This is a genomic window from Pseudomonas sp. P8_229 (genome assembly GCF_034008635.1).
In the GTDB taxonomy this organism is placed as follows: Bacteria; Pseudomonadota; Gammaproteobacteria; order Pseudomonadales; family Pseudomonadaceae; genus Aquipseudomonas.
Window position 1 is genome coordinate 5,192,727 of the sequence record NZ_CP125378.1, and the last position, 26,124, is coordinate 5,218,850.

General features: G+C 60.3%; 25 protein-coding genes. 13 read left to right on the plus strand and 12 right to left on the minus strand.

Annotated elements, in window-relative coordinates; translation table 11 throughout:
• Positions 1-68 precede the first annotated feature (68 nt).
• Complete coding sequence (locus QMK55_RS23330; protein ID WP_102355795.1) at positions 69-743, minus strand: histidine phosphatase family protein; 675 nt, start codon at positions 741-743, stop codon at positions 69-71.
• Positions 744-1,061: 318 nt separating this feature from the next.
• Here QMK55_RS23330 and QMK55_RS23335 point away from each other — a divergent pair, with 318 nt between their 5' ends.
• Positions 1,062-1,760 carry a glutathione binding-like protein gene (locus QMK55_RS23335; protein WP_102355796.1) on the plus strand — a complete coding sequence of 233 codons (699 nt, stop codon included), beginning with the start codon at positions 1,062-1,064 and terminating at the stop codon, positions 1,758-1,760.
• A gap of 246 nt (positions 1,761-2,006) precedes the next feature.
• Positions 2,007-2,981: a porphobilinogen synthase gene (gene hemB / locus QMK55_RS23340; protein WP_003223551.1), complete on the plus strand. Its 975-nt coding sequence runs from the start codon at positions 2,007-2,009 to the stop codon at positions 2,979-2,981.
• Positions 2,982-3,103: 122 nt separating this feature from the next.
• Here hemB and QMK55_RS23345 read toward each other — a convergent pair whose 3' ends face one another.
• Positions 3,104-4,639 (minus strand): FAD-dependent oxidoreductase, encoded by a 1,536-nt coding sequence (locus QMK55_RS23345; RefSeq protein ID WP_320330044.1) that lies wholly within the window; start codon positions 4,637-4,639, stop codon positions 3,104-3,106.
• 337 nt (positions 4,640-4,976) lie between these two features.
• Between QMK55_RS23345 and QMK55_RS23350 the strand changes: the two genes are divergently transcribed.
• Entirely contained in the window at positions 4,977-6,065 is a 1,089-nt protein-coding gene (locus QMK55_RS23350) for a DUF1615 domain-containing protein (protein ID WP_320330045.1), read from the plus strand.
• A gap of 70 nt (positions 6,066-6,135) precedes the next feature.
• Entirely contained in the window at positions 6,136-6,759 is a 624-nt protein-coding gene (locus tag QMK55_RS23355; protein WP_102355799.1) for a glutathione S-transferase N-terminal domain-containing protein, read from the plus strand.
• A gap of 123 nt (positions 6,760-6,882) precedes the next feature.
• On the opposite strand, the gene QMK55_RS23360 is transcribed toward QMK55_RS23355, so the two are convergent.
• Positions 6,883-7,323: a CBS domain-containing protein gene (locus QMK55_RS23360; protein ID WP_102355800.1), complete on the minus strand. Its 441-nt coding sequence runs from the start codon at positions 7,321-7,323 to the stop codon at positions 6,883-6,885.
• Between the two features lie 221 nt (positions 7,324-7,544).
• Here QMK55_RS23360 and QMK55_RS23365 point away from each other — a divergent pair, with 221 nt between their 5' ends.
• On the plus strand, positions 7,545-9,905 hold the full coding sequence (locus tag QMK55_RS23365; protein WP_320330046.1) for a DNA polymerase II: 2,361 nt from the start codon (positions 7,545-7,547) through the stop codon (positions 9,903-9,905).
• Here the strand turns inward: QMK55_RS23365 and QMK55_RS23370 are convergent.
• The 3 genes from QMK55_RS23370 to QMK55_RS23380 form a co-directional block, all read right to left on the minus strand.
• Positions 9,870-10,340 (minus strand): DUF1810 domain-containing protein, encoded by a 471-nt coding sequence (locus tag QMK55_RS23370; protein ID WP_320330047.1) that lies wholly within the window; start codon positions 10,338-10,340, stop codon positions 9,870-9,872. The genes QMK55_RS23365 and QMK55_RS23370 overlap by 36 nt on opposite strands.
• A gap of 28 nt (positions 10,341-10,368) precedes the next feature.
• A complete protein-coding gene (locus QMK55_RS23375) occupies positions 10,369-11,190 on the minus strand; it encodes an aldo/keto reductase (RefSeq protein WP_102355803.1) in 822 nt (273 codons plus the stop codon).
• 206 nt (positions 11,191-11,396) lie between these two features.
• Entirely contained in the window at positions 11,397-12,545 is a 1,149-nt protein-coding gene (locus QMK55_RS23380) for an aldose epimerase family protein (RefSeq protein WP_102355804.1), read from the minus strand.
• A 280-nt stretch (positions 12,546-12,825) separates the two neighbouring features.
• Between QMK55_RS23380 and QMK55_RS23385 the strand changes: the two genes are divergently transcribed.
• From QMK55_RS23385 to QMK55_RS23400, 4 genes are all read left to right on the plus strand, one after another.
• Entirely contained in the window at positions 12,826-13,575 is a 750-nt protein-coding gene (locus QMK55_RS23385) for a hypothetical protein (protein ID WP_102355805.1), read from the plus strand.
• Between the two features lie 79 nt (positions 13,576-13,654).
• Positions 13,655-14,869 (plus strand): MFS transporter, encoded by a 1,215-nt coding sequence (locus QMK55_RS23390; protein ID WP_320330048.1) that lies wholly within the window; start codon positions 13,655-13,657, stop codon positions 14,867-14,869.
• A gap of 229 nt (positions 14,870-15,098) precedes the next feature.
• The gene (locus QMK55_RS23395; RefSeq protein WP_320330049.1) at positions 15,099-15,884 is read left to right on the plus strand and encodes a sulfite exporter TauE/SafE family protein; all 786 of its coding nucleotides are present in this window, start codon (positions 15,099-15,101) and stop codon (positions 15,882-15,884) included.
• Positions 15,885-15,893: 9 nt separating this feature from the next.
• Positions 15,894-16,208: a hypothetical protein gene (locus tag QMK55_RS23400; RefSeq protein ID WP_320330050.1), complete on the plus strand. Its 315-nt coding sequence runs from the start codon at positions 15,894-15,896 to the stop codon at positions 16,206-16,208.
• A 16-nt stretch (positions 16,209-16,224) separates the two neighbouring features.
• On the opposite strand, the gene QMK55_RS23405 is transcribed toward QMK55_RS23400, so the two are convergent.
• Complete coding sequence (locus QMK55_RS23405) at positions 16,225-16,689, minus strand: GNAT family N-acetyltransferase (protein WP_320330051.1); 465 nt, start codon at positions 16,687-16,689, stop codon at positions 16,225-16,227.
• A 208-nt stretch (positions 16,690-16,897) separates the two neighbouring features.
• On the opposite strand from QMK55_RS23405, the gene QMK55_RS23410 reads away from it, so the two are divergent.
• On the plus strand, positions 16,898-17,470 hold the full coding sequence (locus QMK55_RS23410) for a DUF4174 domain-containing protein (RefSeq protein ID WP_320330052.1): 573 nt from the start codon (positions 16,898-16,900) through the stop codon (positions 17,468-17,470).
• 86 nt (positions 17,471-17,556) lie between these two features.
• On the opposite strand, the gene QMK55_RS23415 is transcribed toward QMK55_RS23410, so the two are convergent.
• Positions 17,557-18,177 (minus strand): retron system putative HNH endonuclease, encoded by a 621-nt coding sequence (locus QMK55_RS23415; RefSeq protein ID WP_102355810.1) that lies wholly within the window; start codon positions 18,175-18,177, stop codon positions 17,557-17,559.
• Entirely contained in the window at positions 18,170-19,537 is a 1,368-nt protein-coding gene (locus QMK55_RS23420) for an AAA family ATPase (RefSeq protein ID WP_320330053.1), read from the minus strand. Before QMK55_RS23420 ends, QMK55_RS23415 begins: the two co-directional genes overlap by 8 nt.
• A gap of 490 nt (positions 19,538-20,027) precedes the next feature.
• On the opposite strand from QMK55_RS23420, the gene QMK55_RS23425 reads away from it, so the two are divergent.
• Complete coding sequence (locus tag QMK55_RS23425) at positions 20,028-20,357, plus strand: DUF6124 family protein (RefSeq protein WP_320330054.1); 330 nt, start codon at positions 20,028-20,030, stop codon at positions 20,355-20,357.
• Between the two features lie 16 nt (positions 20,358-20,373).
• A complete protein-coding gene (locus QMK55_RS23430; protein WP_320330055.1) occupies positions 20,374-20,640 on the plus strand; it encodes a hypothetical protein in 267 nt (88 codons plus the stop codon).
• Between the two features lie 101 nt (positions 20,641-20,741).
• On the opposite strand, the gene ampC is transcribed toward QMK55_RS23430, so the two are convergent.
• Entirely contained in the window at positions 20,742-21,908 is a 1,167-nt protein-coding gene (gene ampC, locus QMK55_RS23435) for a class C beta-lactamase (RefSeq protein WP_320330056.1), read from the minus strand.
• A gap of 159 nt (positions 21,909-22,067) precedes the next feature.
• On the opposite strand from ampC, the gene QMK55_RS23440 reads away from it, so the two are divergent.
• A complete protein-coding gene (locus QMK55_RS23440; protein ID WP_102355815.1) occupies positions 22,068-22,940 on the plus strand; it encodes a LysR family transcriptional regulator in 873 nt (290 codons plus the stop codon).
• Between the two features lie 128 nt (positions 22,941-23,068).
• On the opposite strand, the gene gudD is transcribed toward QMK55_RS23440, so the two are convergent.
• Both gudD and QMK55_RS23450 read right to left on the minus strand, forming a co-directional pair.
• On the minus strand, positions 23,069-24,412 hold the full coding sequence (gene gudD / locus QMK55_RS23445) for a glucarate dehydratase (protein ID WP_320330057.1): 1,344 nt from the start codon (positions 24,410-24,412) through the stop codon (positions 23,069-23,071).
• A gap of 35 nt (positions 24,413-24,447) precedes the next feature.
• On the minus strand, positions 24,448-25,794 hold the full coding sequence (locus QMK55_RS23450; protein WP_320330058.1) for an MFS transporter: 1,347 nt from the start codon (positions 25,792-25,794) through the stop codon (positions 24,448-24,450).
• Positions 25,795-26,124: the final 330 nt, after the last annotated feature.

Below are 26,124 nucleotides of genomic sequence, written 5' to 3' on the forward strand. Positions count from 1 at the left end.
GTGCCTGACGCAGATCCCCTGTGGGAGCGGGCTTGCTCGCGAAAGGGCCGGCACAGGCACCGCAGACATCAAGTCGGGCAAGTCACTTTGCCGTTATCCAGCCCCTGCTTGTAGCTGTGGCTCTGCAAACTGGCCTTGCCGTTGTGCCAGGTCAGGGTCAGTACGTACAGCGAATCGAAGTCGCCGGCCGCCCAGTCTTCGGTGATGGATTGCTTCTCGCCAACCGCGTTGCCCGCGACCTTGTTGATCAGCTCCGGCAGATAACCGTGGGACCACGCGGTGTAGATCGTTGAGTTGTGGTATTTGTCTTCGGTCAGTTCACGCGCCAGGTCGCTGGTGTCGTTGGCGGAGTACTCGATGTTCACCGGCAGGCCGAGCTTGATCGCGGCGGGGCTGATGGTCATCAGCGGGCGGATGTAGCTGTAGGAATTGTCCAGCTCACCTTCCTCGACATTACGCGTCGGGTTGGCGGCGAACACATAATCGGCCTTGCCGAATTTTTCCGGCAGCAGGGTCGAGAGTTCGATCGCGCGGTTCAGCCCTTGGCAGTTGAGCTGGCCGAGCCCACCGGCAGGTTTTTCCGCGTGGCGCAGAAAGATCAGGGTCTGGGTGCCGTCCACCGGTTGTGCGCGAATCTGGCTCGATTCCAGCGACAACGTCAGCGCACTCACCGCCAGCAGGGAGGGCAAGGCCACATAGGCGCGATGTTTGAAGCGTTTGGCGAATCTCATGAGGTTCGTCATTGAATAAAAGGTTCTTCAGCAAATTTGGTTAAGGCTGACAAACCCTTGCGCCTCGGGCTCCCAGCACCGGGCGTTCTCCATGTCGTGTGTCGCGCTTCCTTTGCGAAAGGCATAGCTCAGAGTCCCCTGAGGCCGATTTGGTTCGATTCGCGCCGGTGCGCCGCACTCTAACGGCAACGATGAGCGACTGGTGGCAGAGGTTAACCACAGGATGTTGCGGATTTAAGTACGGGACGTTTCCGGCCAGCAAAGAACCCGAGCTGGAGCGGCCGGTCATGGATTATGCTCAGGCCTTTAATTTGTGACTGGATGCTTCCCATGACCGATCTGTCCGCGTTCCCGATCACCCACAAATGGCCGGCGCAGTACCCTGACTGGATTCAGCTCTATTCCCTGCCGACCCCCAACGGCGTCAAGGTCTCGATCATGCTCGAAGAGATCGGCCTGCCGTACGAGCCGCACCGCGTGGGCTTCGACACGCAGGACCAGATGTCCCCCGAGTTCCTGTCGCTGAACCCCAACAACAAGATTCCGGCGATCCTCGACCCCCACGGCCCCGAGGACCAACCGCTGCCGCTGTTCGAGTCCGGCGCAATCCTGATCTACCTCGCCGACAAGAGCGGCCAGTTGCTGGCGCAGGAAGGTGCGCTGCGTTACGAAACCATTCAGTGGCTGATGTGGCAGATGGGCGGTATCGGCCCGATGTTCGGTCAGCTCGGTTTCTTCAACAAATTCGCCGGCAAGGACTACGAGGACAAGCGTCCGCGTGACCGCTACGTCGAGGAGAGCAAACGCCTGCTCAACGTGCTCGACAAACGCCTGGAAGGTCGCGACTGGATCATGGGCGAGCGCTACACCATCGCCGACATCGCCACGTTCCCGTGGGTGCGCAACCTGATCGGGTTCTACGAGGCCGGGGATCTGGTCGGGATCAATGATTTCCCCAACGTCACCCGGGTGCTGGAGCGCTTTGTGGCGCGCCCGGCGGTCATTCGAGGCCTGACCATTCCTTCCTGATTTGCGCATGACCCCCTGTAGGAATGAGCCTGCTCGCGATGGCGTCGTGTCAGCCAACATGGATGTCGACTGATACACCGTCATCGCGAGCAGGCTCACTCCTACAGGAAAACGTGTGCTGGCTGAAAGATTATTGCGCTCCCGGTAATGCACTCTTGATTGATCCAGGTTTGTACCTGCGCCCACCGAAGGCATAAGCTTCGCCCCCTACGACTTTTGTCTCATCTGCCGTTTTCAGGAAGCACCATGTCCAGCCAGTTCCCCGAAGCACGTCCCCGCCGTCTGCGCCGCAATGCGAGCCTGCGCAGTCTGTTCCAGGAAACCGAGTTCAGCCTGAATGATCTGGTGCTGCCGATTTTCGTCGAAGAAGAAATCGACGACTTCGTGCCGATCAAGAGCATGCCGGGGGTGATGCGTATTCCCGAGCGCAAGCTGGCCAGCGAGATCGAGCGCTATGCCCGTGCCGGCATCAAGTCGGTGATGACCTTCGGCGTGTCCCATCACCTGGACGCCAACGGCAGCGACACCTGGCGCGAAAACGGCCTGGTCTCGCGCATGTCGCGCATTGCCAAGGACGCGGTGCCGGAAATGATCGTGATGTCCGACACCTGCTTCTGCGAATACACCGATCACGGCCATTGCGGCGTGATGCACAACCATGAAGTCGACAACGACCAGACCCTGATCAACCTCGGCAAACAGGCAGTAGCCGCTGCCCGTGCCGGTGCTGATGTGATCGCGCCATCGGCGGCGATGGACGGCCAGGTGCGGGCGATTCGCCGGGCGCTGGATGACGCAGGTTTCACGCAGATTCCGATCATGGCCTATTCGACCAAGTTCGCCTCGGCGCTGTATGGCCCGTTCCGCGAAGCCGGCGGCAGCGCGCTCAAGGGCGACCGCAAAAGCTATCAGATGAACCCGATGAACCGCCGCGAAGCCTTGCGTGAATCGCTGCTGGATGAGCAGGAAGGTGCCGACGCGCTGATGGTCAAACCGGCCGGTGCGTACCTCGACATCATCCGCGACATTCGTGAAGCCTCGAACCTGCCGCTGTCGGCGTACCAGGTCAGCGGTGAGTACGCGATGATCAAGTTCGGCGCGCAGGCCGGTGCGATCGACGAGGATCGTGTGGTGCGTGAAAGCCTGGGCGCGATCAAGCGCGCGGGTGCGGACCTGATCTTCACCTATTTTGCGATGGATCTGGCATTGGCCGGGATCTGAACCCCAGCGCATAGCCCCTGTAGGAGTGAGCCTGCTCGCGATAGCGGTGTATCAGTCACAGCATTTTTGACTGACACACCGCTATCGCGAGCAGGCTCACTCCTACAGTTTTTTGTGCTGTGTCAGGGGCAGTTGAAGTAGGGTCGGATCCCGTGATCGCGGAAATACCGTTCGATCACCTTCGGATCAGCACTGTTATCGGCAATTGCCACATAAGTATCCGGGCGCAACAAATAAAACCCGTTACGCCCCAACCCCGCCGTTTCAAACGCCGGTCGCCAGTCGAACACGTGCAGCGGCAGATGGTGTTCATTGCACCAGGCGATCATCTCGTCGCTGGTGTCGCCGTACACATGCACCTGCCAGCAGGGCTGCCGCAGCGGCTCGTAATTATCGCCCTCACCATCATGCGCCCACGGCAAGCGGTCGCCGCCGTGCACGTGGCCGGCGCTGCCCTGGCTCAGCGGCATGCCGCGATAGTTGAGGGTGACTTGCGAGACGGTGCGAAACAGGAACTCGCGGCTGGCCTCGAACGTGGCCATTTTCGGGATCAGAAACGGTGCCAGGCGCGTGCGCAGCAGGTCGGCGATGCGCCCCTCGGCGGTGACGAAGGTGAACACCTTGTCGGTGGTCGAGACCAGTCGGCGGGCGAAGGCGATGCGTTCGGTTTCGTAGCTGTCGAGCAGTTGCGCCGTGGCGCTGCCGTCGAGCACGGCGGCGAGTTTCCACGCCAGGTTGATCGCATCGCCGATGCCGGTGTTCATGCCCTGGCCACCGGCGGGGCTGTGCACGTGCGCGGCATCGCCGAGCAGAAACGCCCGGCCACTGCGAAAGTGCTCGGCCACGCGGTGATGCACGCGGTAGGTGGAGAACCAGTTGACCTCGTCGATGTGCACTTTCAGGTGTTCGATGGCGCGGCTGCTGACGTCGGCAAACTGCAGGGTTTCGGCGTGATCGGCGCGTTCGTCGCGCACCGTGCCGATCAGCCGTGCCCGGCCTTCGCCGGCTAGCGGGAATACCGCGAGAAAATCCGCTTCGTCCAGATCCAGGTGCAGTTCACCATTGAGCGCCGGGCCGCTGGCCTGGACATCCGCGACGTAGAAAATCTGCTGATAGGTGCCGCCGGGAAAACCGGTGTCGAGGGTTTTGCGCACCACCGAGCGCGCGCCGTCGCAGCCAGCCAGAAAGCACGCCTGGCAGACTTCCTGTTGCCCGTCCGGTAAACGCAGATGCGCCGTGAGGCCGTCAGCGGTTTCTTCGAAGCTCTCAAGTTCGGTGTTGCGCTCAACCACCACGCCATAGTCTTCGAGGCGTTCGAGCAGCAGCCGTTCGTGTTGGTCCTGAGGGAATATTTCGATGAACGAGTAGGGCGTCAGGCCTTCGCCGATGCGCGTGAGCGGCAACTGTGCGACCGGTTTGCCCTTGACCCAGAAATTCGCTGCGGCGACCTTGTGACCGTTGCGCACCACGGTGTCAGCCAGGTCCAGCTGCCGGTACAACTCCAGGGTCCGCGCCTGCACCGCCAGCGCCCGCGAGGTGGTGCCGGGGGCGGAGGTCTTGTCGAGGATGCGCACGCGCACGCCCAGTTTGCTCAGCCACAGAGCCAGCACCAGACCGGTCGGGCCGGCGCCGATGATCAGTACGTCGCTGCGGTTCATGGGCCTGTCCTCCGTTTGCTGTGCAGCAAGTATGGATCAGCAGGGCGGGGCGGCCAGTTTGTCAGCCAGACGGAAAAAGGCCCCGCAGCGGTGGAGCTGCGGGGCCTTTTTCATTTTTGGCTGAGATTCTGTGGCGAGGGAGCTTGCTCCCGCTGGACTGCCTGGCAATCCGCTTCTATCCAGGAAGCGGGGGCCGCTTCGCGACTCTGCGGGAGCAAGCTCCCTTGCTACAAAGATCCCGGTCTTCATGGGAACAGTGTTTCGTTGCTGCAGTCCTAGCCTGCGCCACACCTTTGATCGTATGGTGAACCCGGCTCACCGCATGCCAAGGAGCGCTATGCACACCCCTCGATTACTGATCACCCTCGCCGCGCTGCTGGTGCTCGCCGGTTGCGCCGGCCAGCGCAATCAAGAGCCAGCGCCGCGCACACCCGCCGAAGTGAAGGCGGAGATCGTGCGGCTGATGCCGGCAAAAGTGCCTGACCGTCAGGGCTGGGCCACTGATATCTACGCCGCGTTCGCCGCGCAGGACATCAGTCCGACCACGCAAAACCTGTGTTCGGTGCTGGCCGTGGCCGAGCAGGAATCGACGTTTCAGGTCGACCCGACGGTGCCGGGCCTGGGCAAGATCGCCCGCGACGAAATCGACCGCCGCGCCGGCAAGGCGCACATCCCCGGAATGCTGGTCAGCGCCGCCCTGGCCGTGCGTTCGCCCACCGGCAAAACCTACAGCGAACGCCTGAGCGCTGCGCGCAGCGAGAAAGAGTTGAGTGCGATCTTCGACGATTTCATTGGCATGGTGCCGATGGGGCGCACCTTGTTCGGTGGCTTCAACCCGGTGCACACCGCCGGCCCAATGCAGGTCAGCATCGAATTTGCCGAGCAGCATGCCAAGGCTTACCCGTATCCGCTCAACGGTACGATCCGCCACGAAGTGTTCACCCGTCGTGGCGGCATGTACTTCGGCATTGCCCATTTGCTCGGCTATCCGGTGAGTTACCGCGAACCGCTGTACCGTTTTGCCGACTTCAATGCCGGTTGGTACGCCAGCCGCAATGCGGCGTTTCAGAACGCGGTCAGCCGTGCCTCGGGAATCCCGTTGGCGCTGGATGGCGACTTGATTCGCTACGACTCGATCATGCCCGGCAGCACCGAGCTGGCGGTGCGCACCCTCGGCAAGTCGCTGGGCATGCGCAACCCGACCATCCGCGATCAACTGGAACAGGGCAAGACCCTGGAATTCGAAGAAACCAGACTTTATCGACGGGTGTTCGAACTGGCCGAGCAGGCCGAAGGCAAGACCTTGCCGCGCGCGGTGTTGCCGGGGATCGTGCTGCAGAGCCCGAAAATCACCCGCAAACTGACCACCGCGTGGTTTGCCAAACGGGTGGATGAGCGCTACAAGCGCTGCATGGCCAAGGGTTGAGCCTGCCGTTGGCGGCGAAGCAGCTACAGTTGACCCTGAAGACCGCGCACACAAGTGAAAGGGGGGCGTCATGTATCAACTTTACGGGCACAGAAACTCGGGCGCAGCGGCCATCGAAGCGGCGCTGGAGTTGTGCCAGATCGCGTACCGCTTCATTGATATCGAAGCGTCGAGCGAAGCCGCCGAGGCGCTGGCACGCCTCAATCCACTGAAACAGGTGCCGACCCTGCAATTGCCCGACGGTAGTGCAATCACCGAAAGCGTGGCGATTCTGATTCATCTGGGTCTGAGCTTTCCCAAGTCTGGCCTGTTGCCGACCACGGCGGCTGATCGCGATCAGGCGATTCGCGGCATGGTCTACATCGCCAGCAATTGTTACGCGGCCATTGGCGTCATCGATTACCCCGAGCGCTGGCTGGTGATGCCCGACGAAGCCTCGCGGCAAAACCTGGTGGCCGGCGCCCGCGAGCACTTGCACTGGGGTTGGGAAGTGTTTGCCGACCAGTTTTCCGCCGAACTGTACCTGGACGACGAAACGCCGGGAGCACTGGATGTGCTGGCAGCGGTGGTGACGCGCTGGGCGGGCAGCCGTGAGCACTTGCGCCAGACCCGTCCGGGGTTTTATGCGTGGTTGCAGCGCATCGACCGGCATCCGGTGCTGGCACCGGTGTTTGCCCGGCATTGGCCGTCCTGAACACCGCGCAGAACCAACTGTAGGAGTGAGCCTGCTCGCGATAGCGATGTATCAGTCAGAAATGTTGTGACTGACAGACCGCTATCGCGAGCAGGCTCACTCCTACAGGGGGGATTTTGCAGGTCACTCCCCGCGAATGTATTGCTCCAGCTGTTTGATCAGCTCCGCCTGTTCGGCAATCGCCTCTTTCACCAGGTCGCCGATCGACAGCAGGCCGATCAGCTTGCCGTTCTCCACCACCGGCAAGTGGCGCAGGCGTTTGTCGGACATGATGCCCAGGCAGGTGTCGACAGTCTGGTGGGTGTCCACGGTGATCACCGGCGAAACCATGATGTCGCGCACCGGCGTGCCTACCGACGAACGCCCGTGCAACACCAGTTTGCGCGCGTAGTCGCGTTCGCTGATGATGCCCAGCACTTCGTCGTTCTCCACCACCAGCAAGGCGCCGACGTTTTTCTCGGCCATCTTCATCAGTGCTTCGAGCACCATGTGACCGGGCTTTATCTGGTGCACTTCCTGATTTTTCTGATCTTTGAGCTTGAGCAGTTGGGCGACGGTCTTCATGGCAGTTACTCAGGTGTTGTCGTTGTTCTCCAAGCATCGTAGACCCTTGCGCGCAGGGCAAGGTGGCAAAGCGGCAGATAGCACGCAAAAAACGTCATTTGCCCAACTATTTCCCGATCACCACAGCTCTGTGGTGGGTGAACTCTGTGGTGAGGGGATGGGGTTATCCCTTGAAGGGCAGCGTAGAATGCCCCTCTGATTCAATTCCTGAGGTTGCAGCGGTGGATTTACAGCAGGGCTTCGTCCTGACCCGGCATTGGCGCGATACCCCGGCCGGCACCGAAGTCGAGTTCTGGCTGGCGACCGACGCCGGGCCGCGCCGTGTGCGGTTGGCGCCGCAGACGTCGGTGGCGTTTATCCCCGCCGTACAGCGCGAGGCGGCCGGGCGTCTGCTGCACGACGAAAAAAACGTCGAACTGCGCCCGTTGGCCCTGCAGGATTTCGAGCATCGCCCGGTGCTCGGGCTGTATTGCCAGCAACACGGCCAGTTGATGCGTCTGGAAACCGCACTCAGCCGCGCCGGCGTCGACGTCTTCGAGGCCGACGTGCGCCCGCCGGAGCGCTACCTCATGGAGCGTTTCATCACCGCGCCGGTGCTGTTCGGCGGTACGCCTGATGCCGACGGCGCATTGCTCAACGCCCAGCTCAAACCGGATCCCAAGTACCGACCGCAACTACGGCTGGTCTCGCTGGACATCGAAACCACCGAAACCGGCGAGCTGTATTCCATAGCCCTCGAAGGCTGCGGCCAGCGTCAGGTGTACATGCTCGGCGCGCCCAACGGTGACGCGAGCATCGTCGACTTCGATCTGGAGTATTGCGATTCGCGCACCGTGATCCTGAAGAAACTCAACGAATGGTTCGCCCGCCACGACCCGGACGCGATCATCGGCTGGAACCTGGTGCAGTTTGACCTGCGTATTCTCCACGAACACGCGCGACGCCTCGGTGTACCGCTGAAAATCGGCCGTGGTGGAGACGAAATGCAGTGGCGCGAACACGGCAGCCGCACCCATTACTTTGCTTCGGCAGCGGGGCGGCTGATCATCGACGGCATCGAATCGTTGCGTTCGGCGACCTGGAGTTTCCCTTCGTTCAGCCTGGAAAACGTCGCTCAGACCCTGCTCGGCGAGGGCAAGTCGATCGACAACCCGTACCAGCGCATGGACGAAATCAACCGCATGTTCGCCGAGGACAAACCGGCGCTCGCCAAGTACAACCTCAAGGACTGTGAACTGGTCACGCGGATCTTCGCCAAGACCGAACTGCTGACGTTTTTGCTCGAACGCGCCAGCGTCACCGGCCTGCCGGCGGATCGCAGCGGCGGCTCGGTGGCGGCGTTCACCCATTTGTATATGCCGCTGATGCACCGTCAGGGCTTTGTTGCGCCGAATCTGGGGACCAATCCGCCACAGGCCAGCCCTGGCGGCTTTGTCATGGATTCGCAGCCGGGGTTGTACGAGTCGGTGTTGGTGCTCGACTACAAGAGTCTTTACCCGTCGATCATCCGCACCTTTCTGATCGACCCGGTGGGGCTGATCGAAGGTCTGCTGCATCCGGACGATGCCGATTCGGTGCCGGGGTTTCGCGGCGCGCGTTTCTCGCGCACCCGGCATTGCCTGCCATCGATTGTCGCGCGGGTCGCCGAAGGCCGCGAGACCGCCAAGCGCGAGCACAACGCGCCACTCTCGCAGGCGCTGAAGATCATCATGAACGCCTTCTACGGCGTGCTCGGCTCCAGCGGTTGCCGGTTTTTCGATACGCGCCTGGCGTCGTCGATCACCCTGCGCGGCCACGAGATCATGTTGCGCACGCGCCAGCTCATCGAAGCGCAGGGCCATGCGGTGATCTACGGCGACACCGACTCGACCTTTGTCTGGCTGCGCCGCCCGCATGGGCAGGAGGAAGCGGCGCAGATCGGGCGGGCGCTGGTCAAGCATGTCAACGACTGGTGGTGCGAGCATGTGCGCGAGGAATACGGCCTGCAAAGCGCCCTCGAATTACAGTACGAAACCCACTACAAACGCTTTCTGATGCCGACCATTCGTGGTGCGGAAGAGGGCAGCAAGAAGCGTTACGCCGGGCTGGTGACCCGCGCCGACGGCAGCGAAGAAATGGTCTACAAGGGCCTGGAAACCGTGCGTACCGACTGGTCGCTGCTGGCACGGCAGTTCCAGCAGGAGCTCTACGAGCGGATCTTCCAGCGCAAGCCGTATCAGGATTACGTGCGTGATTACGTGCGCAAGACCCTCGCCGGGGAATTCGATGAGCGCCTGGTGTACCGCAAGCGCCTGCGCCGTACCCTCGACGACTACGAACGCAACGTACCGCCGCATGTTCGTGCGGCGCGGCTGGCCGACGATTACAACGTGCAGCACGGTCGTCCGCGGCAGTACCAGAACGGTGGCTGGATCAGTTACGTCATCACCCTGGCCGGGCCGGAACCACTGGAAGTGCGCCGTGCCGCGATCGACTACGACCACTACATCAGCCGCCAGCTGCAACCGGTGGCGGATGCGATTCTGCCGTTCGTCGACGACGATTTCTCAACCCTGATCGGGGGGCAACTGGGCCTGTTTTGAGTCCAGCAGTTGCAGGGTCCATTCGTCGAGGATGCCGTGGAAGTAGCGCTCCAGTGCTTGAGTGAACGGGCAGTCGTCGGCGCTGAACTGCGCAAACAGGGTCATTGAGGAGTGGAATTTCAGGTCATCGGGATGGCCGAAAATCTCGGCAATCGAACGCTGGCGGATGTTCAACACCAACTGCGTGCAGATGCGCAGCCGCGCGCCGAGCAGGTCGTGGGCCAGATAGGCCCGGGCCTCCGCGGCAGACTGAATGGCGAAGCGCCGGGACATCTCGCTGCCACCCAGCCCGGCGAACTGCGGGAACACAAACCACATCCAGTGGCTGCGCTTGCGCCCCTCGTCGAGCTCCCGCAGGACCCGTTCGAAGACCGGGTCCTGGGCCTGGATGAAACGCTGCAGGTTGAACGGGTCGTACTGATCAGTGCTTCTCATGGCGAAGCCCTCACCAGCGGCCAGCGACTCAGACCATCGCCAGCCGCTGCTTGCGTTGTGGCGCTTTGAATACCTGATCCAGCGCCGCCAGATCCCCGGCATCCAGTTGCAACTGCGCCGCTTGTGCATTGAGTTGCACGTGTTCCGGTCGCACAGCCTTGGGAATCGCAATGACACCATCCTGACGCAGAATCCACGCCAGCGAAACCTGCGCCGGGGTCACGTTGTGACGAGCGGCAATCGTGTTCAGCAGCGGTTCAGCCAGCATCGCACCGCCCTGACCGATCGGGCAGTACGCCATTAACGGCATGCGCTGCTGTTGGCACCACGGCAGCAGATCGAATTCGACGCCGCGCTCTTCCAGGTTGTACAGCACTTGATTGGTGGCGCAGGCCGGGGAGGCCAGCTCTTCGAGGTCGTCGACGTCGAAGTTCGACACGCCCCAACGGCCGATCTTGCCGTCTTCGCGCAGGCGTTCGAAGGCTTCGACGGTTTCTTGCAGTGGATACTGGCCGCGCCAGTGCAGCAGATAGAGGTCGATGTAATCGGTGTCGAGCCGGCGCAGGCTGCGCTCGCACGCTTGCGCAATGCCTTGGCGGCTGGCGTTGTGCGGATAGACCTTGCTCACCAGAAACACCTGGTCGCGCAGGCCGGCGATGGCTTCGCCGACCACGGTTTCGGCACCGCCCTCGGCGTACATTTCCGCCGTGTCGATCAGAGTCATGCCCAGTTCGATGCCTTGGCGCAACGCGGCCACTTCACGCTGATGCGCCGAGCGATCTTCGCCCATGCGCCAAGTGCCCTGGCCAATCACCGGAACCTGCACGTCTGCCAGTTCGAGGGTACGCATTCAAACCTCCTGTGCTGATGGTCGATACCTTAGTGGGCAGCAGGATAGCGCAGGGGTTCCAATGGCCTCCAGAAAGGAAGTGGATCGGGGTTGTGGCGAGGGAATTTATCCCCGATGGGCGCGCAGCGCCCCCAAGAAGCAGGGTTGCAGCGCAGCCCATCGGGTCGGTGCGACGTTTCGCTAAATCCCTACACCACCGGTCGGTGTTATTTCGCGGAAAACTTCAACACCACGCTATGGCTGTAAGTCTGCCCCGGATCCAGTCGCGTGCTCGGGAAACTCGGCTGATTCGGCGCATCCGGATAGTGCTGCGTCTCCAGGGTAAACGCGCCCCAGTGCGGATAGACCTTGCCACTCTTGCCCTTGACCGTGCCATCGAGGAAGTTGCTGGTGTAGAACTGCACGCCCGGCTCGCTGGTGAACAACTGCAAATGCCGCCCGGACTGCGGATCACTGACCTCGGCGGCGACTTTGTTCACGTCACCGTTGCTATCCAGCACCCAGTTGAAATCGAAGCCGCCCTGTTTCGGTTCGGCAAATTTCAGTTGCGGGTGATCAGCCTTGATGTGCGCGCCGATGGCGGTGGGCCTGGTGAAATCCATCGGCGTGCCGGCCACGGGGGCCAGTTCGCCGGTCGGGATCAGTTTGCCGGTCACCGGCGTGTAGCGGCTGGCGTGCAGGGTGGTGATCTGTTTCAGCACATCGCCATTGCCGGCGCCGGCGAGGTTGAAGTAGCTGTGGTTGGTCAGGTTCAGCACCGTTGGTTTATCGGTGCTGGCCTGGTAGTCGATGCGCAGCTCGTTGCTGTCAGTCAGGCGATAGGTCACTTGCGTGGTGAGGTTGCCGGGGAAGCCCATCTCGCCGTCCGCCGATAGATAGGTCAGGGTCACACCGACCGAGTCCTTGTCTTTGACCGGCTCGGCTTTCCAGACCTTTTTGTCAAAACCCAGCGTGCCGCCGTGCAAGGCGTTGGACTTGTCGTTCTGCGGTACCTGATAGCGCTTGCCGTCGAGTTCGAACGCGCCGTCGGCCAGGCGATTGCCGAAACGGCCGATGGTCGCACCGAAATACGCCGTGCCCTTTTGGTAGCCCTGAACATCATCGAAACCCAGCACCACATCGGCGGACTTGCCGTGTTTGTCCGGCACCAGCAGCGATTGCAGGGTCGCGCCGTAGGTGATGACGGTTGCCTGCATGCCGTGGCTGTTGCGCAGGACGTATTGCTCGACGGGCGTGCCGTCATTGGTTTTGCCGAAGGCTTTGTGTTCAGCGGTCAGGCCGCTGGCGTGGGCGCTGGCAGTGGCGATCATCAGGGACAGTCCTAGGCCGCAAAGCAGGTGACGGGAATGATGCATGGTTGACCTTCCTTTTTGTTGTTGTTTTCGCACGCGACGTTCCATCGGTAAAACAGAGAGGATGATGTCGCAAGTAGTCATACTAAATGCTCGTCAAGTAAAAATTTATAGCTGATTAGTCGTTTATTTCAAATATAAAGACTGACTAATTTGCTTGTCGTTCGTTCGCCAAAAATCAACTGGGCAACCCCGCCACTGCACTTTTTCGCAATTGCCGGCTCTATCCATGGCCAGGATGCGGCGACGCCCGCCGCGCAGGAATGTGCCCGTTCGAGAATTCATGCCGAGAGTTTGTGCCCTGATCGCTGCTGTTGTTCGCCGCCCGTGCCTGTTGCTGGCGTGTCTGTCGTCGTTGATGTTCAGCGGTTGCAGCCACCAGGACGGCAACGGTTTCTTCGCCCAGATGCGTGAAGGTCAGCCGCAAGAATTCTTGCAGACCAGTGTCGACCGCATGGCCACGCTGGCGATGCGCGACAACCTCAACAGTCTTTACCGGTTGATGGGCAAGCTGTATTTGCGCAACCCGGAAGAACTGCGCAAGTCGGGTTTCCTCGACATCAACACGGCGGTGAAACAGGTGCGTATGGCAGTCGAGCAGCAGCAACCGTTGCCGGTGCTGGGCGGGCGCAAGGATCTGGCGGCGCTCAGTTACGCGATGAGTCCGGAGTTTCTCGGTGACCGGGTCGGCGCGTTCATCTATGCCATCGGCAGCATGCTGGTCACCGCCCATGGCAATCGCATCGAGTTCTACATGACCGATGCGATCAACCCGACCTTCGTCCACAACGCCGCGCGCAACATCGAGAAAGCCACCTGGATTCTGGCCCAGCGCCAGAACAAGGAAGGCCAGCCGCTGCTGTTCTCCAACGAGATCTCGGAGGAGGGCAGCAACCTCAGTTTTGCCACCGAGTTCGGCAAGATCGTCGCGCGGCTCGACTTGCTGACCCAGATGCTCGACGAGCGCTACCGGCGCATTGGCCTGAATTACGCGCAGAGTCTGCTGTTCCTGAATTTTTTGCCGGTGCAGTGAACCGAGTCGGGTAGAGTGGCGGTCGGATGGTTTGTATACAATCTTCCGTTATCTTGACTCCAAGGGAGCTGCACCTGTCATGACCGACTCCGCAAGCACCGAATTCACCCGCATCGATCACGCCGCCCGCAGCGAAAAACTGCCGTATGCGGCGTTGCTGGCGTTCGCCATGACCGGCTTCATCGCCATTCTCACCGAGACTCTGCCGGCCGGGCTGCTGCCGCAAATCGGCGCCGGGCTTGAGGTCAGTGAAGTACTCGCCGGGCAACTGGTGACGCTGTATGCGCTGGGTTCGATTGTCGCGGCGATCCCGCTGACCGTGGCCACCCGAGGCTGGCCACGGCGGCGGGTGCTGCTGATGACGGTCGGCGGCTTCCTGCTGTTCAACACGGTGACCACGTTCTCCAGTCATTACGGCCTGACCCTGGCTTCGCGGTTCCTCGCCGGGATGGCGGCGGGGTTGTCGTGGGGGATCATGGCCGGTTATGCCCGGGGGATCGTGCCGGTGCATCAGCAGGGGCGAGCGCTGGCAATCGCCATGCTCGGCACGCCGGTGGCGCTGTCGCTGGGCACCCCGGCGGGCACCTGGCTGGGCAACCTGATCGGTTGGCGTGCGTCGTTCGGGATCATGTCGGCGCTGGCCCTGGTGCTGGCGGCGTGGATCGTCATTGCGGTGCCGGACCGTCCGGGCCAGGCCAGCGCCGAACGCCTGCCACTTCTGCAATCGCTGCGCCTGCCGGGCGTGCGGCCAGTGCTGTTCGTGGTGCTGACCTGGATGCTCGGGCACAACATTCTCTACACCTACATTGCGCCGTTCCTGATGCAGGCCGGACTGGCCGAGCGCGTCGATCTGGTGTTGCTGGCGTTCGGACTGTGTTCGCTGGTGGGGATCTGGATTATCGGCTTGCTGGTGGATCGCTGGCTGCGCTGGCTGACCCTGATCAGCCTCGCGGTGTTTGCCGTGACCGCACTGGTGCTGGCGCTGGTGTCACCGTCGCCGTGGCTGATCTACGTCTGCATGGCCGTGTGGGGCTTGTCGTTTGGCGGTTCGGCGACGTTGCTGCTGACGGCTGCGGCGGATTCGGCCGGGGAGCATGTGGACGTGGTGCAGGCGATGCTCACCACCTCCTGGAACGTGGCCATTGCCGGCGGTGGTTTGTTCGGTGGGTTGCTGCTGGACCGGGCAGGGGCGATGTCGTTTCCGTGGGCACTGCTGATCTTGTCGCTGATCGCACTGGCGACGGTGTGGATCAACCGTCATTACAGCTTCAAGCCGGGCCGGCGTGCACACTGATCTACCTGACACCACACAACCCCTGTGGGAGCGGGCTTGCTCGCGAAAGCGGCTTGTCAGTCAACTCGTGCATCGACTGATACGCCCCCTTCGCGAGCAAGCCCGCTCTCACAGGGGATAGATGGTGTAGCTGGAAGGCATAACGATAGACCGCATCGATATATGTGGTTATATGAAAAATCGCTATGCTGCGGGCCAGATTTTTCCTGTCGTTTTTCTGGACGTCTTAATGGAATTGGCAAATTTCGGCCTGGTCATTGCCGGGCTGGTGGTGGGTTTTATTGTCGGCATGACCGGTGTCGGCGGCGGTTCGTTGATGACGCCGATCCTGCTGTGGTTCGGCATCAACCCGGCAACCGCAGTGGGCACTGACCTGTTGTACGCGGCCATTACCAAATCCAGTGGCGTGCTGGTTCACAAAAAGAACAACAACATCGACTGGGCCATCACCGGCTGGCTGACCCTGGGCAGTGTGCCGGCGGTTGCCATGACCTTGTGGTTCCTCAGCACTCTGCACACCGCGCCCGAGGCGATGAACGCGATCATCAAGCAAGCCCTGGGTTTCGTGCTGTTCGCCACTGCGCTGGCGATTCTGTTCAAGAAGCGCCTGCTGGAATTTGCCCACAAGCGCGCCGGTGGTAATTACAACCCGAGCGGCGTGCGCCTGAACGTGATGATCGTGATCACCGGTCTGATTCTCGGCACCATGGTTGCTCTGACCTCGATCGGTGCCGGCGCTCTGGGCACAGTCGCGTTGTTCATCCTCTATCCGCTGCTGCCGACCCGCCGCCTGGTCGGCACCGAAATCGCCCACGCCGTGCCGCTGACCCTGGTCGCCGGCCTCGGCCATGCGAGCATGGGCAACATGGATTGGGGCGTGCTGGGTTTCCTGCTGGTGGGTTCGCTGCCGGGCATCTGGCTCGGCAGCCACCTCACCGGGCGCATTTCCGATGAGTTGCTGCGCCCGTGTCTGGCGACCATGTTGCTGTTGATCGGCTACAAACTGGCGTTCTGATCGATAGCCATGAGCGAAACCATCCTGCATTGCAACGAGCGTCTGGCCATCACCGTCGAACCCCGGGAAATGCGCATGAGCCATTGGCTGTATGCGCCGCGGGTGGTCGATCGCCAAAGTGGGCGGGTGTTGCTGGATCTGAGTGACAGCCTGTGGGACCTGCTGTCCACGGCCGACGAAACGGCCACTGGCATTGATCTGCTGCTGCGCAAGTATCCGGGGGATCGCCCTGCGGTAACGCTGAGTGTCAGCCTGGAGGACGGGCAGCTCAGAATTGCCGGGCGCCTTGTCGATGCTTCAATGCTGGAGTCCGCGCTGGGCTGAATCCGCCCTCACAGGATCAACGCTGGATGACAAACTTCATCACCGTCACCGGCAGATCGTCGTATAGCAGATCCTCGACCACCTCCCAACCCAGTCGCGCATACAGCGCTTGCGAAGCATCGGTATACAGATACAACTCGCGCACACCCAGCGTTGCCGCTTCTTCAACCACCCGTTTGACCAGTTGCGATGCGACTCCGCGCCCGCGCTCCTGCGCGATTACATACACCCCGGCCAGCCAGGGTGTGAGGTTCGGGCGCAGTTTCAGATCGTTTTCGAGCAGCAGTGCGCCACCAAGCAAACGCGAACCATCCAGCGCCACTACCACGCTGGGAATCGCGCCTTTGCCACAGGATGCGCGCATGTGCTCGATGCGGTTCTCGACCGTTTGCCCGGGGCGAAATTGGCCCCACTCCTTGAAGTGGAGTGCGGCCAGTTCTTCGATCAATGGCGGGTGATCACACAGGTAATCGATGTGCATGCGGGTGAACCCCATTTCGTCGGCAGAGCAGTCACCCTAAAGTGGTTATAAAAGGTAATCAAATCCCCATTGCGATCACACCGATGATGTTGCGCAATGACGGGGCTGACCTAAGCTTCTGACAAGGCGAAACATATTTGCCGGGCATGCCCGGAACAATCGCCACGATGCGCAATCATTAGAGCGTGGATATCAAAAGGAGATGCGCATGCTCATCAGGTCATTGACCCTGACACTCTTGCTGGCGATTGCCGGCCCCTTGTTCGCCGCAGAAAACGATTCGCCCATCGCCGGGGACATGGGCCGATCCAGACCGCTGATCGTCATCGCACAAAGCACCGTCGATCCGGTGTGGGTAGGCCTGAAAAAGTCGCTGGAAGATCCGGCGAACAAGAAAGGCGTCACCGATCGCAACATCAAGGTCTACACCATCCTCAATATGGCCGGTCAGCTCGACGGCAAGGACCTCGGCCAGCAGGACACCATGGCCCTGTTGCGCTCGCTGAAGCTGGGCGCCGGGGCGTACCCGAAAGTGTTCCTGTTGGGCAAGGACGGCGAGACCAAGCTGTCGGCCTCGGGCGATGAAGCGAAGTCCGTGGACCTGAAGAAAATCTTCGATACCGTTGATGCACTGCCGGCGAGCGAGAAAGACATCAGCGCTCCGACAGTGGCCGAAACCGCCGCCGCTGCCGCCGAACCGGCAGCCAAGAAAGGCGAGAAGGGCGCGAAAGCGACCAAACCTGCCAAACCGAGCAAGCCACCGGAAATGCCGGATGATTGATTGAGACAGGCTCTGAATAAAAAATGGCGAACGTTTGAACGTTCGCCATTTTTTTGTCCGCTGGAATGACCACGATACTTTGAACATCAGGGCAGGAGCTGACGGATGACATTGACCAGAACCGGAGAAAAAGCCGCAAGCTGGCCATTCTTGGGAGTCAGCATGTCATCAAGGAGAATGCCCAGAAGCTCTTCATCTTCAAGGTCATCGGGTTGCATGCCTCCTGTAAAGATCAACTGATCAACCAGCTGTTTCCGTGCCCCTATGAGTCCGCGATTGCTTTCTTCGGTATGGCCGAGATTCAAAATTTCCAGAGCGGAATTTGCGCGTTCAGTTTTGCCGGTCACTCTACCGGACAGATAAAACTTCAATTCCGACTCGCATTCCTCCATCAAGGGCGTCAGCTCTAGTGGGCGCGTGCCTCGATGATGTCCACATTGATTCTGGCGCTGGCAACTGGCAACGATGTTGGTGAACTCCAATGTGCGATTGGGGGCTTTATCCTGGGCCTCAACGTGCTCGTTATGTGAGTTGTCGCCTGCAATGGTTTGGCAGCAATAGGCGCAAAGGCTGAACTGTTCCGTTATACAGGCCGTGCGCACGCTCACGCGTTCTTCGCTGGGCAGGTCCCGGTAACGTAATGTTGTGTTGGCGCGTTTCCATCTGATGAGTTGTTCCGGCTCGGCGCCCTTGGTGATCTTACGCACGGCGCAGCTCCAGCTTGCGCAGCAACAGCGCTGCTTTCGCCAGTTCGATATGACCGTCTGGAAGTTCTTCTGCCAATTCGGCGAATAGCTTCTGTGCGGTTTCCAGATCACCGTCCTGCAAGCGTTCGAGCAGTGCGTTCAAGCGTTTTTGTACTTCGCTGTTACGGATGTCGGTGTCCATGACTTCCAGCAACACCTGATTGGCATCCAGACCGTACAAGCCGTTGTGTTCGTGGATTTCGCCGTCATTGAGTACGTAAACCAGCACATCCTTGGCGTCGCTGATCACCAGCGGCGAGTGGGTGGTCAGGACGAACTGGCAGTTCGGGAAGGTTTCGCTCAACTGCCGAATGAGGCTGCGCTGCCATCTCGGGTGCAGGTGCAAATCGACCTCGTCGATCAGCACGATGCCGTCACCGTGCAGCGGGTTGTCCAGCGACTGGTTCATCATCGCCAGGCGACGCGCGATGTCGCCGACCAGCGCCATCATCGACTTCTCACCTTGGGAGAGTTGGGCGACGTTGAGGGTGACGCCGTCCTTGTCGATGGCCATGTGCAGACGCGGTTTACGTTGCACACGCAGGTTGGTGAAACCGGGCATGAATGCGGCGATGGCCGAGCGCACGGCGGTCAGCTGGCGGTCGCGGGAGGAGGCTTTCAGATTGGCCAGGGTTTTCCACACGTCACTGTCGGTGCCAAATTTCTCGGAGATTTCGGCCAGTGCGGTGTCGGAAATGCCGGTCTCGTTTTCACTGTCTTCGCGCTCGCGAAACCATTCGAAGAAACGGCGGAAATCGACACCTCGGTTGAGCGAGTTGTCGTAGCCGTCGAGTTGGTCGAAGGTGTGTTTGGTGCGGATTTTCAGCGGGATTTCGAGGACTGAGCGTTCGACCGGGTAGTAGGCGATTAGGGGGAGGGAGGCTTTGTCGTTAGCGGTAAGTCGTTTGCGGTAGCTATCTGCAAGACGAGTAGCATCGGTAAACGAGCTATTGAAAGCAGCTTTTCTTCCCTGTTTGGCGCGAGCAACGCTCCATACGAAAACGTTATCTCTAGGGATGGCATTGCGATCAATCGTCGAAGATTCTATTAGATCTACTACACAAATCGAAATCGCAGCAGTCGATTCGCCGTTTCGAACATCTTCATTCACCAAATGAATGCCATTGCCTTTTTCAGTTCGAACTCTAGCGACCAGCCAGCTCAACGAAGTCGCGAGCGATTTTAACAGGGTGGTTTTACCTGCACCGTTGTTTCCTACAAGAACCGTCACATTTGAGGAGTGCTGAAGTGTGGGGGCCAGCAGAATTTGCAACTCGGTAAACCGACCGATATTGGTGATTTTGAAATTGTGTATTTCCATTACAACGCCCTTTGAGGGTCAGTCGATTTGACAGCTTTGGCGCGCATTATGTCATCCCAGGCCACGGATTGATTCGATGCAGTGTAGATACAACAAATTCAGTCGCTCCTCAAAATTCGTTGCAGCATATTCCTACAGAAATGTCTGAGGCAAAGGCCTGCATGTACCGTGGATTTTTCCTGCAAGACGCGGCGGCGTTGGTGAACTGGTGCGCTGTGGGGGAGGGGGATAACTTTCTGTGGCCGCTGAAAAAAGCAGTGGTCGGATGTGGAAGTCCGCTGGGTAAAGAATGAAGCAAGCTTTCGTGAAGCGCAGGTAGACATTTTTTATGTCAACATTGCCGCGTTTTATGGCGGCTGTGCGCGGGAGCACTTTCGAGTGCGCCGGGGTTTCGTTCTCTCCCAGGTCTTCCACACCTGCGTACAGCTGCCACCTTTTCATGTGGAAGTGAGTTGGGTGGCTCCATAAAATTCAATAGAGAACTTCTTACATGAAAAAACACACACCGAATCCCCCCGAATCTTCAACCGATTCAGGATACTTCGACTCCCGCAACACACGCTTGCGCCACCCGCATCACCCCGATCCCGTCAGCTACGTCTTCACCATCCGCCCCGGCATCGATACCCCCACGCTACTGACCCACGCCAGCGAAACCCTTGCTTCACTTAACGTCCTGACCACTGACATGGCCTGCAAACTCGACGATTCGCAGCGCAGCCTTGCTCTGTCGATTCAGCAGTTGGCGGTGGTCGGCGAGTTGCTGGTCAATCGCGCACTGGACAATCTCGATCCGCCGCCAGCCGCGACTCAATATTGAGCAGGGAGGTGCACTCATGGCGCGTTACATACCGATCACCGGGATTGACTGCAAAATCCCCTGTGTGCTGATCGACAGCGAAGCTCTCATCGACGTGTTGCACGGCACCGCGGCGTACCGCTTGCGCTGTGTGACGCAGTTGATGGAGAGCCTTGCGCTGGACGAGGGCAAGGGACACGATCCGTTGCTGTTGCAGGATTTCGCCCGGGTGCTGGCGATTCCGTTGCGTGATAGCTGTGACTTGATGGATCTCATCGGCTGGCGCTTGCAGGCGCAGCTTTAAACGCTGAAACGAAAAAAGATCGCAGCCTGCGGCAGCTCCTACAGGATCGGGTTTTCACTCGGTCAATGTAGGAGCTGCCGCAGGCTGCGATCTTTTGATCTTTATTCGGTCAACTGACTGAAAATCTCATGCGCAATCTTCACCCGCTCCGCATTCGGATAGTTCTTGTTCGCCAGAATCACGATGCCCAGATCCTTCGAGGGCACGAACGCCACATATGCGCCGAAGCCACCGGTCGCGCCGGTTTTGTTGTACAGCACATTGGCCGGTTCAGACTGGGGTGGGGTCAGCCATGTGGCCTTGTGCGCTTGCATGGCCATCGGCGTCGAGTTGCCGTTCTGCAATTTATCGAGGCTGATCGGGTAGGCGTAACGCTCCCAGCCCAGACCTTGGGTCATGTCGCCAACGGTGTAGTAACCGGTGTGGGTCGCGGCGATGGCTTTTTGCAGCGGTGCTTCAAGGCCTGCCGGTTTCAGGTTGGCCTGCACGTAACGCAGCAGGTCCGCCGCGCTGGTCTTGATGCCGTAGGCTTCGGCATCCAGTGCGCCGGGGCTGACGCGCACCGGCTGGTCGTTCTTGTCATAGCCCTGAGCGTAGAGTTTTTCCTCGGACGCCGGCACCTGCAGGTAGGTGTGTTGCAGGCCGAGTTTTGGCAGCAGGGTTTCGCTCATGGCCTGATCAAACGGCTGGCCCAGACTTTTCGCCGTCAAATAGCCAAACAGCCCAAGGCTCGGATTGGAATACAGGCGATGGCTGCCCGCCGGATAATCCGGTTTCCAGTGCTGGTAGTAGCCGAGCATCTTGTCCGTCGAATCCGCCTCGGCCGGGAATTGCAGCGGCAGGCCACCGGCGGAGTAGGTGCCCAGTTGCAGCACGCTGATGTGGTCGAAAGCGCTGCCCTTGAGTTGCGGCCACAGTTGGCTGGCCTGGGTCGACAGGTCCAGTTTGCCGGTGGCTTGCGCGTAACCGGCGAGTGTCGCGGTATAGGTCTTGCTCACCGAGCCGACTTCGAACAGGGTGTTTTCGCTGACCGCTTGACCGGTGTCCTTGGCGGCAACGCCGTAGTTAAAGTAATGCGCTTGACCGTTAAGCGTGATCGCAACCGCGAGGCCGGGAATGTGCTGTTGCTGCATCACCGGGGCCACGGCGTTTTTCACCACAGCTTGCAGTTGCTCGTCGCTGGGTGTGGCGGCGAGGCACGTTGTAGCGCCGAAAATAAGGCCGAAGGCGCTGCAGGAAATGACTTTGCTCGGGTTGACGAAGTACATGAGTGAACCACTCTCCATGAGTGTTGATAGTGTTATCCCGCTACACTGCGGACGATTTCCCGTTGGGCGGCTGATCAGCGCCGTCAATTTAGGCAGTCCTGGGGTAATCGACAAACGATGAATTTTCGCATGAGCCATTAGAAAAATTTGGGACTGGGCATGATTCGACCGCAATTGCCGCTCAATGCACTGCGCGCATTCGAAGCTTCGGCGCGGCATCTGAGCTTTACCCGTGCTGCCGTGGAGCTGTGCGTGACCCAGGCGGCGGTGAGCCATCAGGTGAAAAGCCTCGAAGCGCAACTCAACGTCACCTTGTTCAAGCGTCTGCCGCGTGGGCTGATGCTCACGGGGGAGGGCGAAACCCTGTTGCCGGTGCTGACCACCTCATTTGATCACATCGCGCAGATGCTCGAACGGCTGGCCGGCGGACAGTACCGCGAAACCTTGACCGTCGGGGCGGTAGGGACGTTCGCGGTCGGGTGGTTGTTGCCGCGGCTGGCGGACTTTCAGACGAAACACCCGCTGATCGATTTGCGCCTGTCGACCCACAACAACCGGGTTGACGTCGCTGCCGAAGGGCTGGATTACGCGATTCGTTTCGGCGCCGGGGCGTGGCATGGCATTGAGGCAACGCGACTGCTCGAGGCGCCACTGTCAGTGTTGTGCGTGCCGGAAATCGCCCGGCAACTGCACACGCCGGGGGATCTTCTGCAACAGCGCTTGCTGCGTTCCTATCGCACCGATGAATGGCCGGAATGGTTTCACGCCGCAGGCCTGGCAACCCACGCAGCGCCGCCGCAGAGCATTGTGTTCGACTCATCGCTGGCGATGATGGAGGCCGCGCTGCAGGGCAGTGGGGTGGCGCTGGCACCGCCGCTGATGTTCGCCCGGCAACTGGCGGCGGAGGTGATTCGCCAGCCGTTTGCGATTGAAATCACCACCGGCAGCTATTGGCTGACGCGCTTGCAGTCGCGCCCTGAAACAGCGGCGATGCTCGCTTTCAAAAACTGGCTGCTGCAAATATCTGGTTAATGCAAAACCCTTGTAGGAGTGAGCCTGCTCGCGATAGCGGTGTGTCAGTCAAAATTGATATCAACTGACACACCGCTATCGCGAGCAGGCTCACTCCTACAGGGACAGTGGTGGATTGGAGATCGGATTCAGCGCACCAGACACGGCCGCTTGTTATCGAACGTCCATCCCGGCACCAGGAACTGCATCGCCACGCTGTCATCCCGCGCACCGAGGCCCATGCCTTTGTACAGTTCGTGAGCCTTGGCCACCTGATCCATGTCCAGCTCCACCCCCAGCCCTGGCTTGTGCGGCACTTGCACGCAACCGTCGACAATTTGCAGCGGCGCCCTGGTCAGGCGCTGGCCGTCCTGCCAGATCCAGTGAGTGTCGATGGCAGTGATATCGCCCGGTGCCGCCGCCGCGACATGGGTGAACATCGCCAGGGAAATATCGAAGTGGTTGTTGGAGTGCGAACCCCAGGTCAGGCCCCACTCATGGCACAACTGCGCGACACGCACCGAACCCTGCATGGTCCAGAAGTGCGGGTCGGCCAACGGGATGTCTACCGACTGCAACTGGATGGCGTGGCCCATCTCGCGCCAGTCGGTGGCGATCATGTTGGTGGCGGTTTTCAGTCCCGTGGCGCGGCGAAATTCGGCCATGACTTCGCGACCCGAGTAACCGTTTTCCGCACCGCACGGGTCTTCTGCGTAAGCCAGCACGTGATGCTGGTCACGGCACAGGCGGATCGCTTCTTTCAATGACCAGGCGCCGTTCGGATCGAGGGTGATCCGTGCCTCGGGAAAGCGTTCGGCCAGCGCCGTTACCGCTTCGATTTCCGCATCGCCGCTGAGTACGCCGCCCTTGAGCTTGAAGTCCTTGAAGCCGTACTTCGCCTGCGCCGCTTCGGCCAGGCGCACGATGGCTTCGGCGGTCATGGCCTTCTCGTGACGCACACGGAACCAGTCATTGTCGGCGTCCGGTTCGCTGCGGTAGGCGAGGCTGGTTTCGCGCTGATCACCGACGTAGAACAGATAGCCGAGCATCTTCACCTGATCGCGCTGCTGTCCCTCACCGAGCAACGCCGCGACCGGTACGTCGAGGTGTTGGCCGAGCAGGTCGAGCAGGGCGGCTTCGAGCCCGGTGACCGCGTGAATGGTGATGCGCAGGTCGAACGTCTGCAGGCCACGGCCGCCGGCATCACGCTCGGCGAAGGTCTGGCGCACCTGATTGAGGATTTTCTGATAGTTGCCGATCGGGCTGCCGAGCACCAGGCTGCGGGCGTCTTCCAGCGTCTGGCGGATGCGCTCGCCACCGGGGATTTCACCGACGCCGGTGTGACCGGCGTTGTCCTTGAGAATGACGATGTTGCGGGTGAAAAACGGCCCGTGGGCGCCGCTCAGATTGAGCAGCATGCCGTCGTGGCCGGCCACTGGAATCACCTGCATTTCGGTGATGATCGGGGCTTTGGCGGTGTCGTGATTGGTCATATTCTTATCCTTGTCAGCATTCTTCAAAACGTAAGTCAGGCGTGTTTCGCCGCGGCTTCGGCGACGGCGAGGTCAGCAGCGGGTTTGGGTGTGGTGCGCGCGGCGAAGACGATGATCGCGGCGATGATCGAGGTCGCAGCCAAACCGTAGAGGCCGCCCTGAATCGAGCCGGTGTGCTCTTCGAGCAGGCCGAAGGTGGTCGGCGCGACGAAGCCGCCGAGGTTGCCCACCGAATTGATCAGCGCAATCACTGCAGCGGCGATCCGCGCATCCAGATACGCCTGCGGAATCGGCCAGAACAACGACGAAGCGGATTTGAAGCCCAGCGCGGCAAAACAGATCGCGACAAAGGCGAAGATCGGCCCGCCGGTGGTGGACATGAACATCCCCGCCGCTGCGATCAACAGCGCGGTGGCGACCCAGGCCTGCTGGTGCTTCCACTTGGCCGAGAAGGCGGCGAAGGCGTACATGCCGATGATCGACAGCAGCCACGGAATCGAGTTGAACAACCCGACCTGGAAGTCACTCATCTCGCCCATTTTCTTGATGATGCTCGGCAGCCAGAACGTCGCGGCGTAGATGGTCAGCTGGATGAAAAAGTAGATCAGGCAGAACAGGATGATCTGCCGGTCCTTGAGCAGTTTGCCCATCGAGGGCCGGATCGGCGTTGCGGCTTCGCGGGCCTTCTGCTCATCGTCGATCGCCGTGACCAAGGCATCCTGTTCGGCGCGGGTCAGCCATTTTGCGTCGTGGGGTTTGGCATCAAGCCAGAACCAGACGAACACGCACAGCCCGACCGAGAACATCCCCTCGATGAAGTACATCCACTGCCAGCCGTGCATGCCCAGGCCGTTGATCTGCAAGAGCAGGCCGGACAGCGGGCCGGAGATCAGCGAGGCGACCGCCGAACCGCTGAGGAATATCGCGATCGCCTTGCCGCGCTCGGCACCCGGCAGCCAGCGGGTGAAGTAATAGATCACTCCGGGAAAGAACCCGGCCTCGGCCACACCCAGCAGAAAGCGCAGGATGTAAAAGTGCGTTTCGTTCTGGATGAACGCCATGCCGGCGGCGACCAGGCCCCAGGTGAGCATGATGCGGGTCAGCCAGATCCGCGCACCGACTTTCTGCAAGAGCATGTTGGAGGGGACTTCGAACAGCGCGTAACCGATGAAGAACAGCCCGGCGCCGAAGCCGTAGGCGGCAGCCCCGATACCCAGGTCATGTTCCATGTGGGTGCGGACGAAACCGATGTTCACCCGGTCAATGTAATTGACGATGAACATGATCACGAAGAGCGGCAGGACGTGGCGTTTCACTTTCGAGATGGCGGACGCGAGTGTCGAGTCGACGCCCTCGTTCATCCCGGAGACGGAGGTTTTCACTTGGTTTTCTCCCACTGATTATTTTTATGCGGGGTAGGGACTGGGTGCTGCGTTGTTGATAGACATCATACAACTGAGATTTTTTGTCCTACAAGTGGGGTGGAGCGATTAAATTTGTCTGGAGAGCAGATTTTTTATGCCTTTTTATTGATTTTTACCGTGTTTATTGGAGGTTTGTGACTGGATTGGACCGGCCGTACAGTCATCGGTGTCGAGGTTTGGGTGGCTGAGATACCTGTCGTATGCGTGATACTTTTGATTTTATTGAGTGTTGTCATACAAGCTGGCAGTCGTTTCAGGACTAATATCAATCTCGTCAGCCACTGCGCA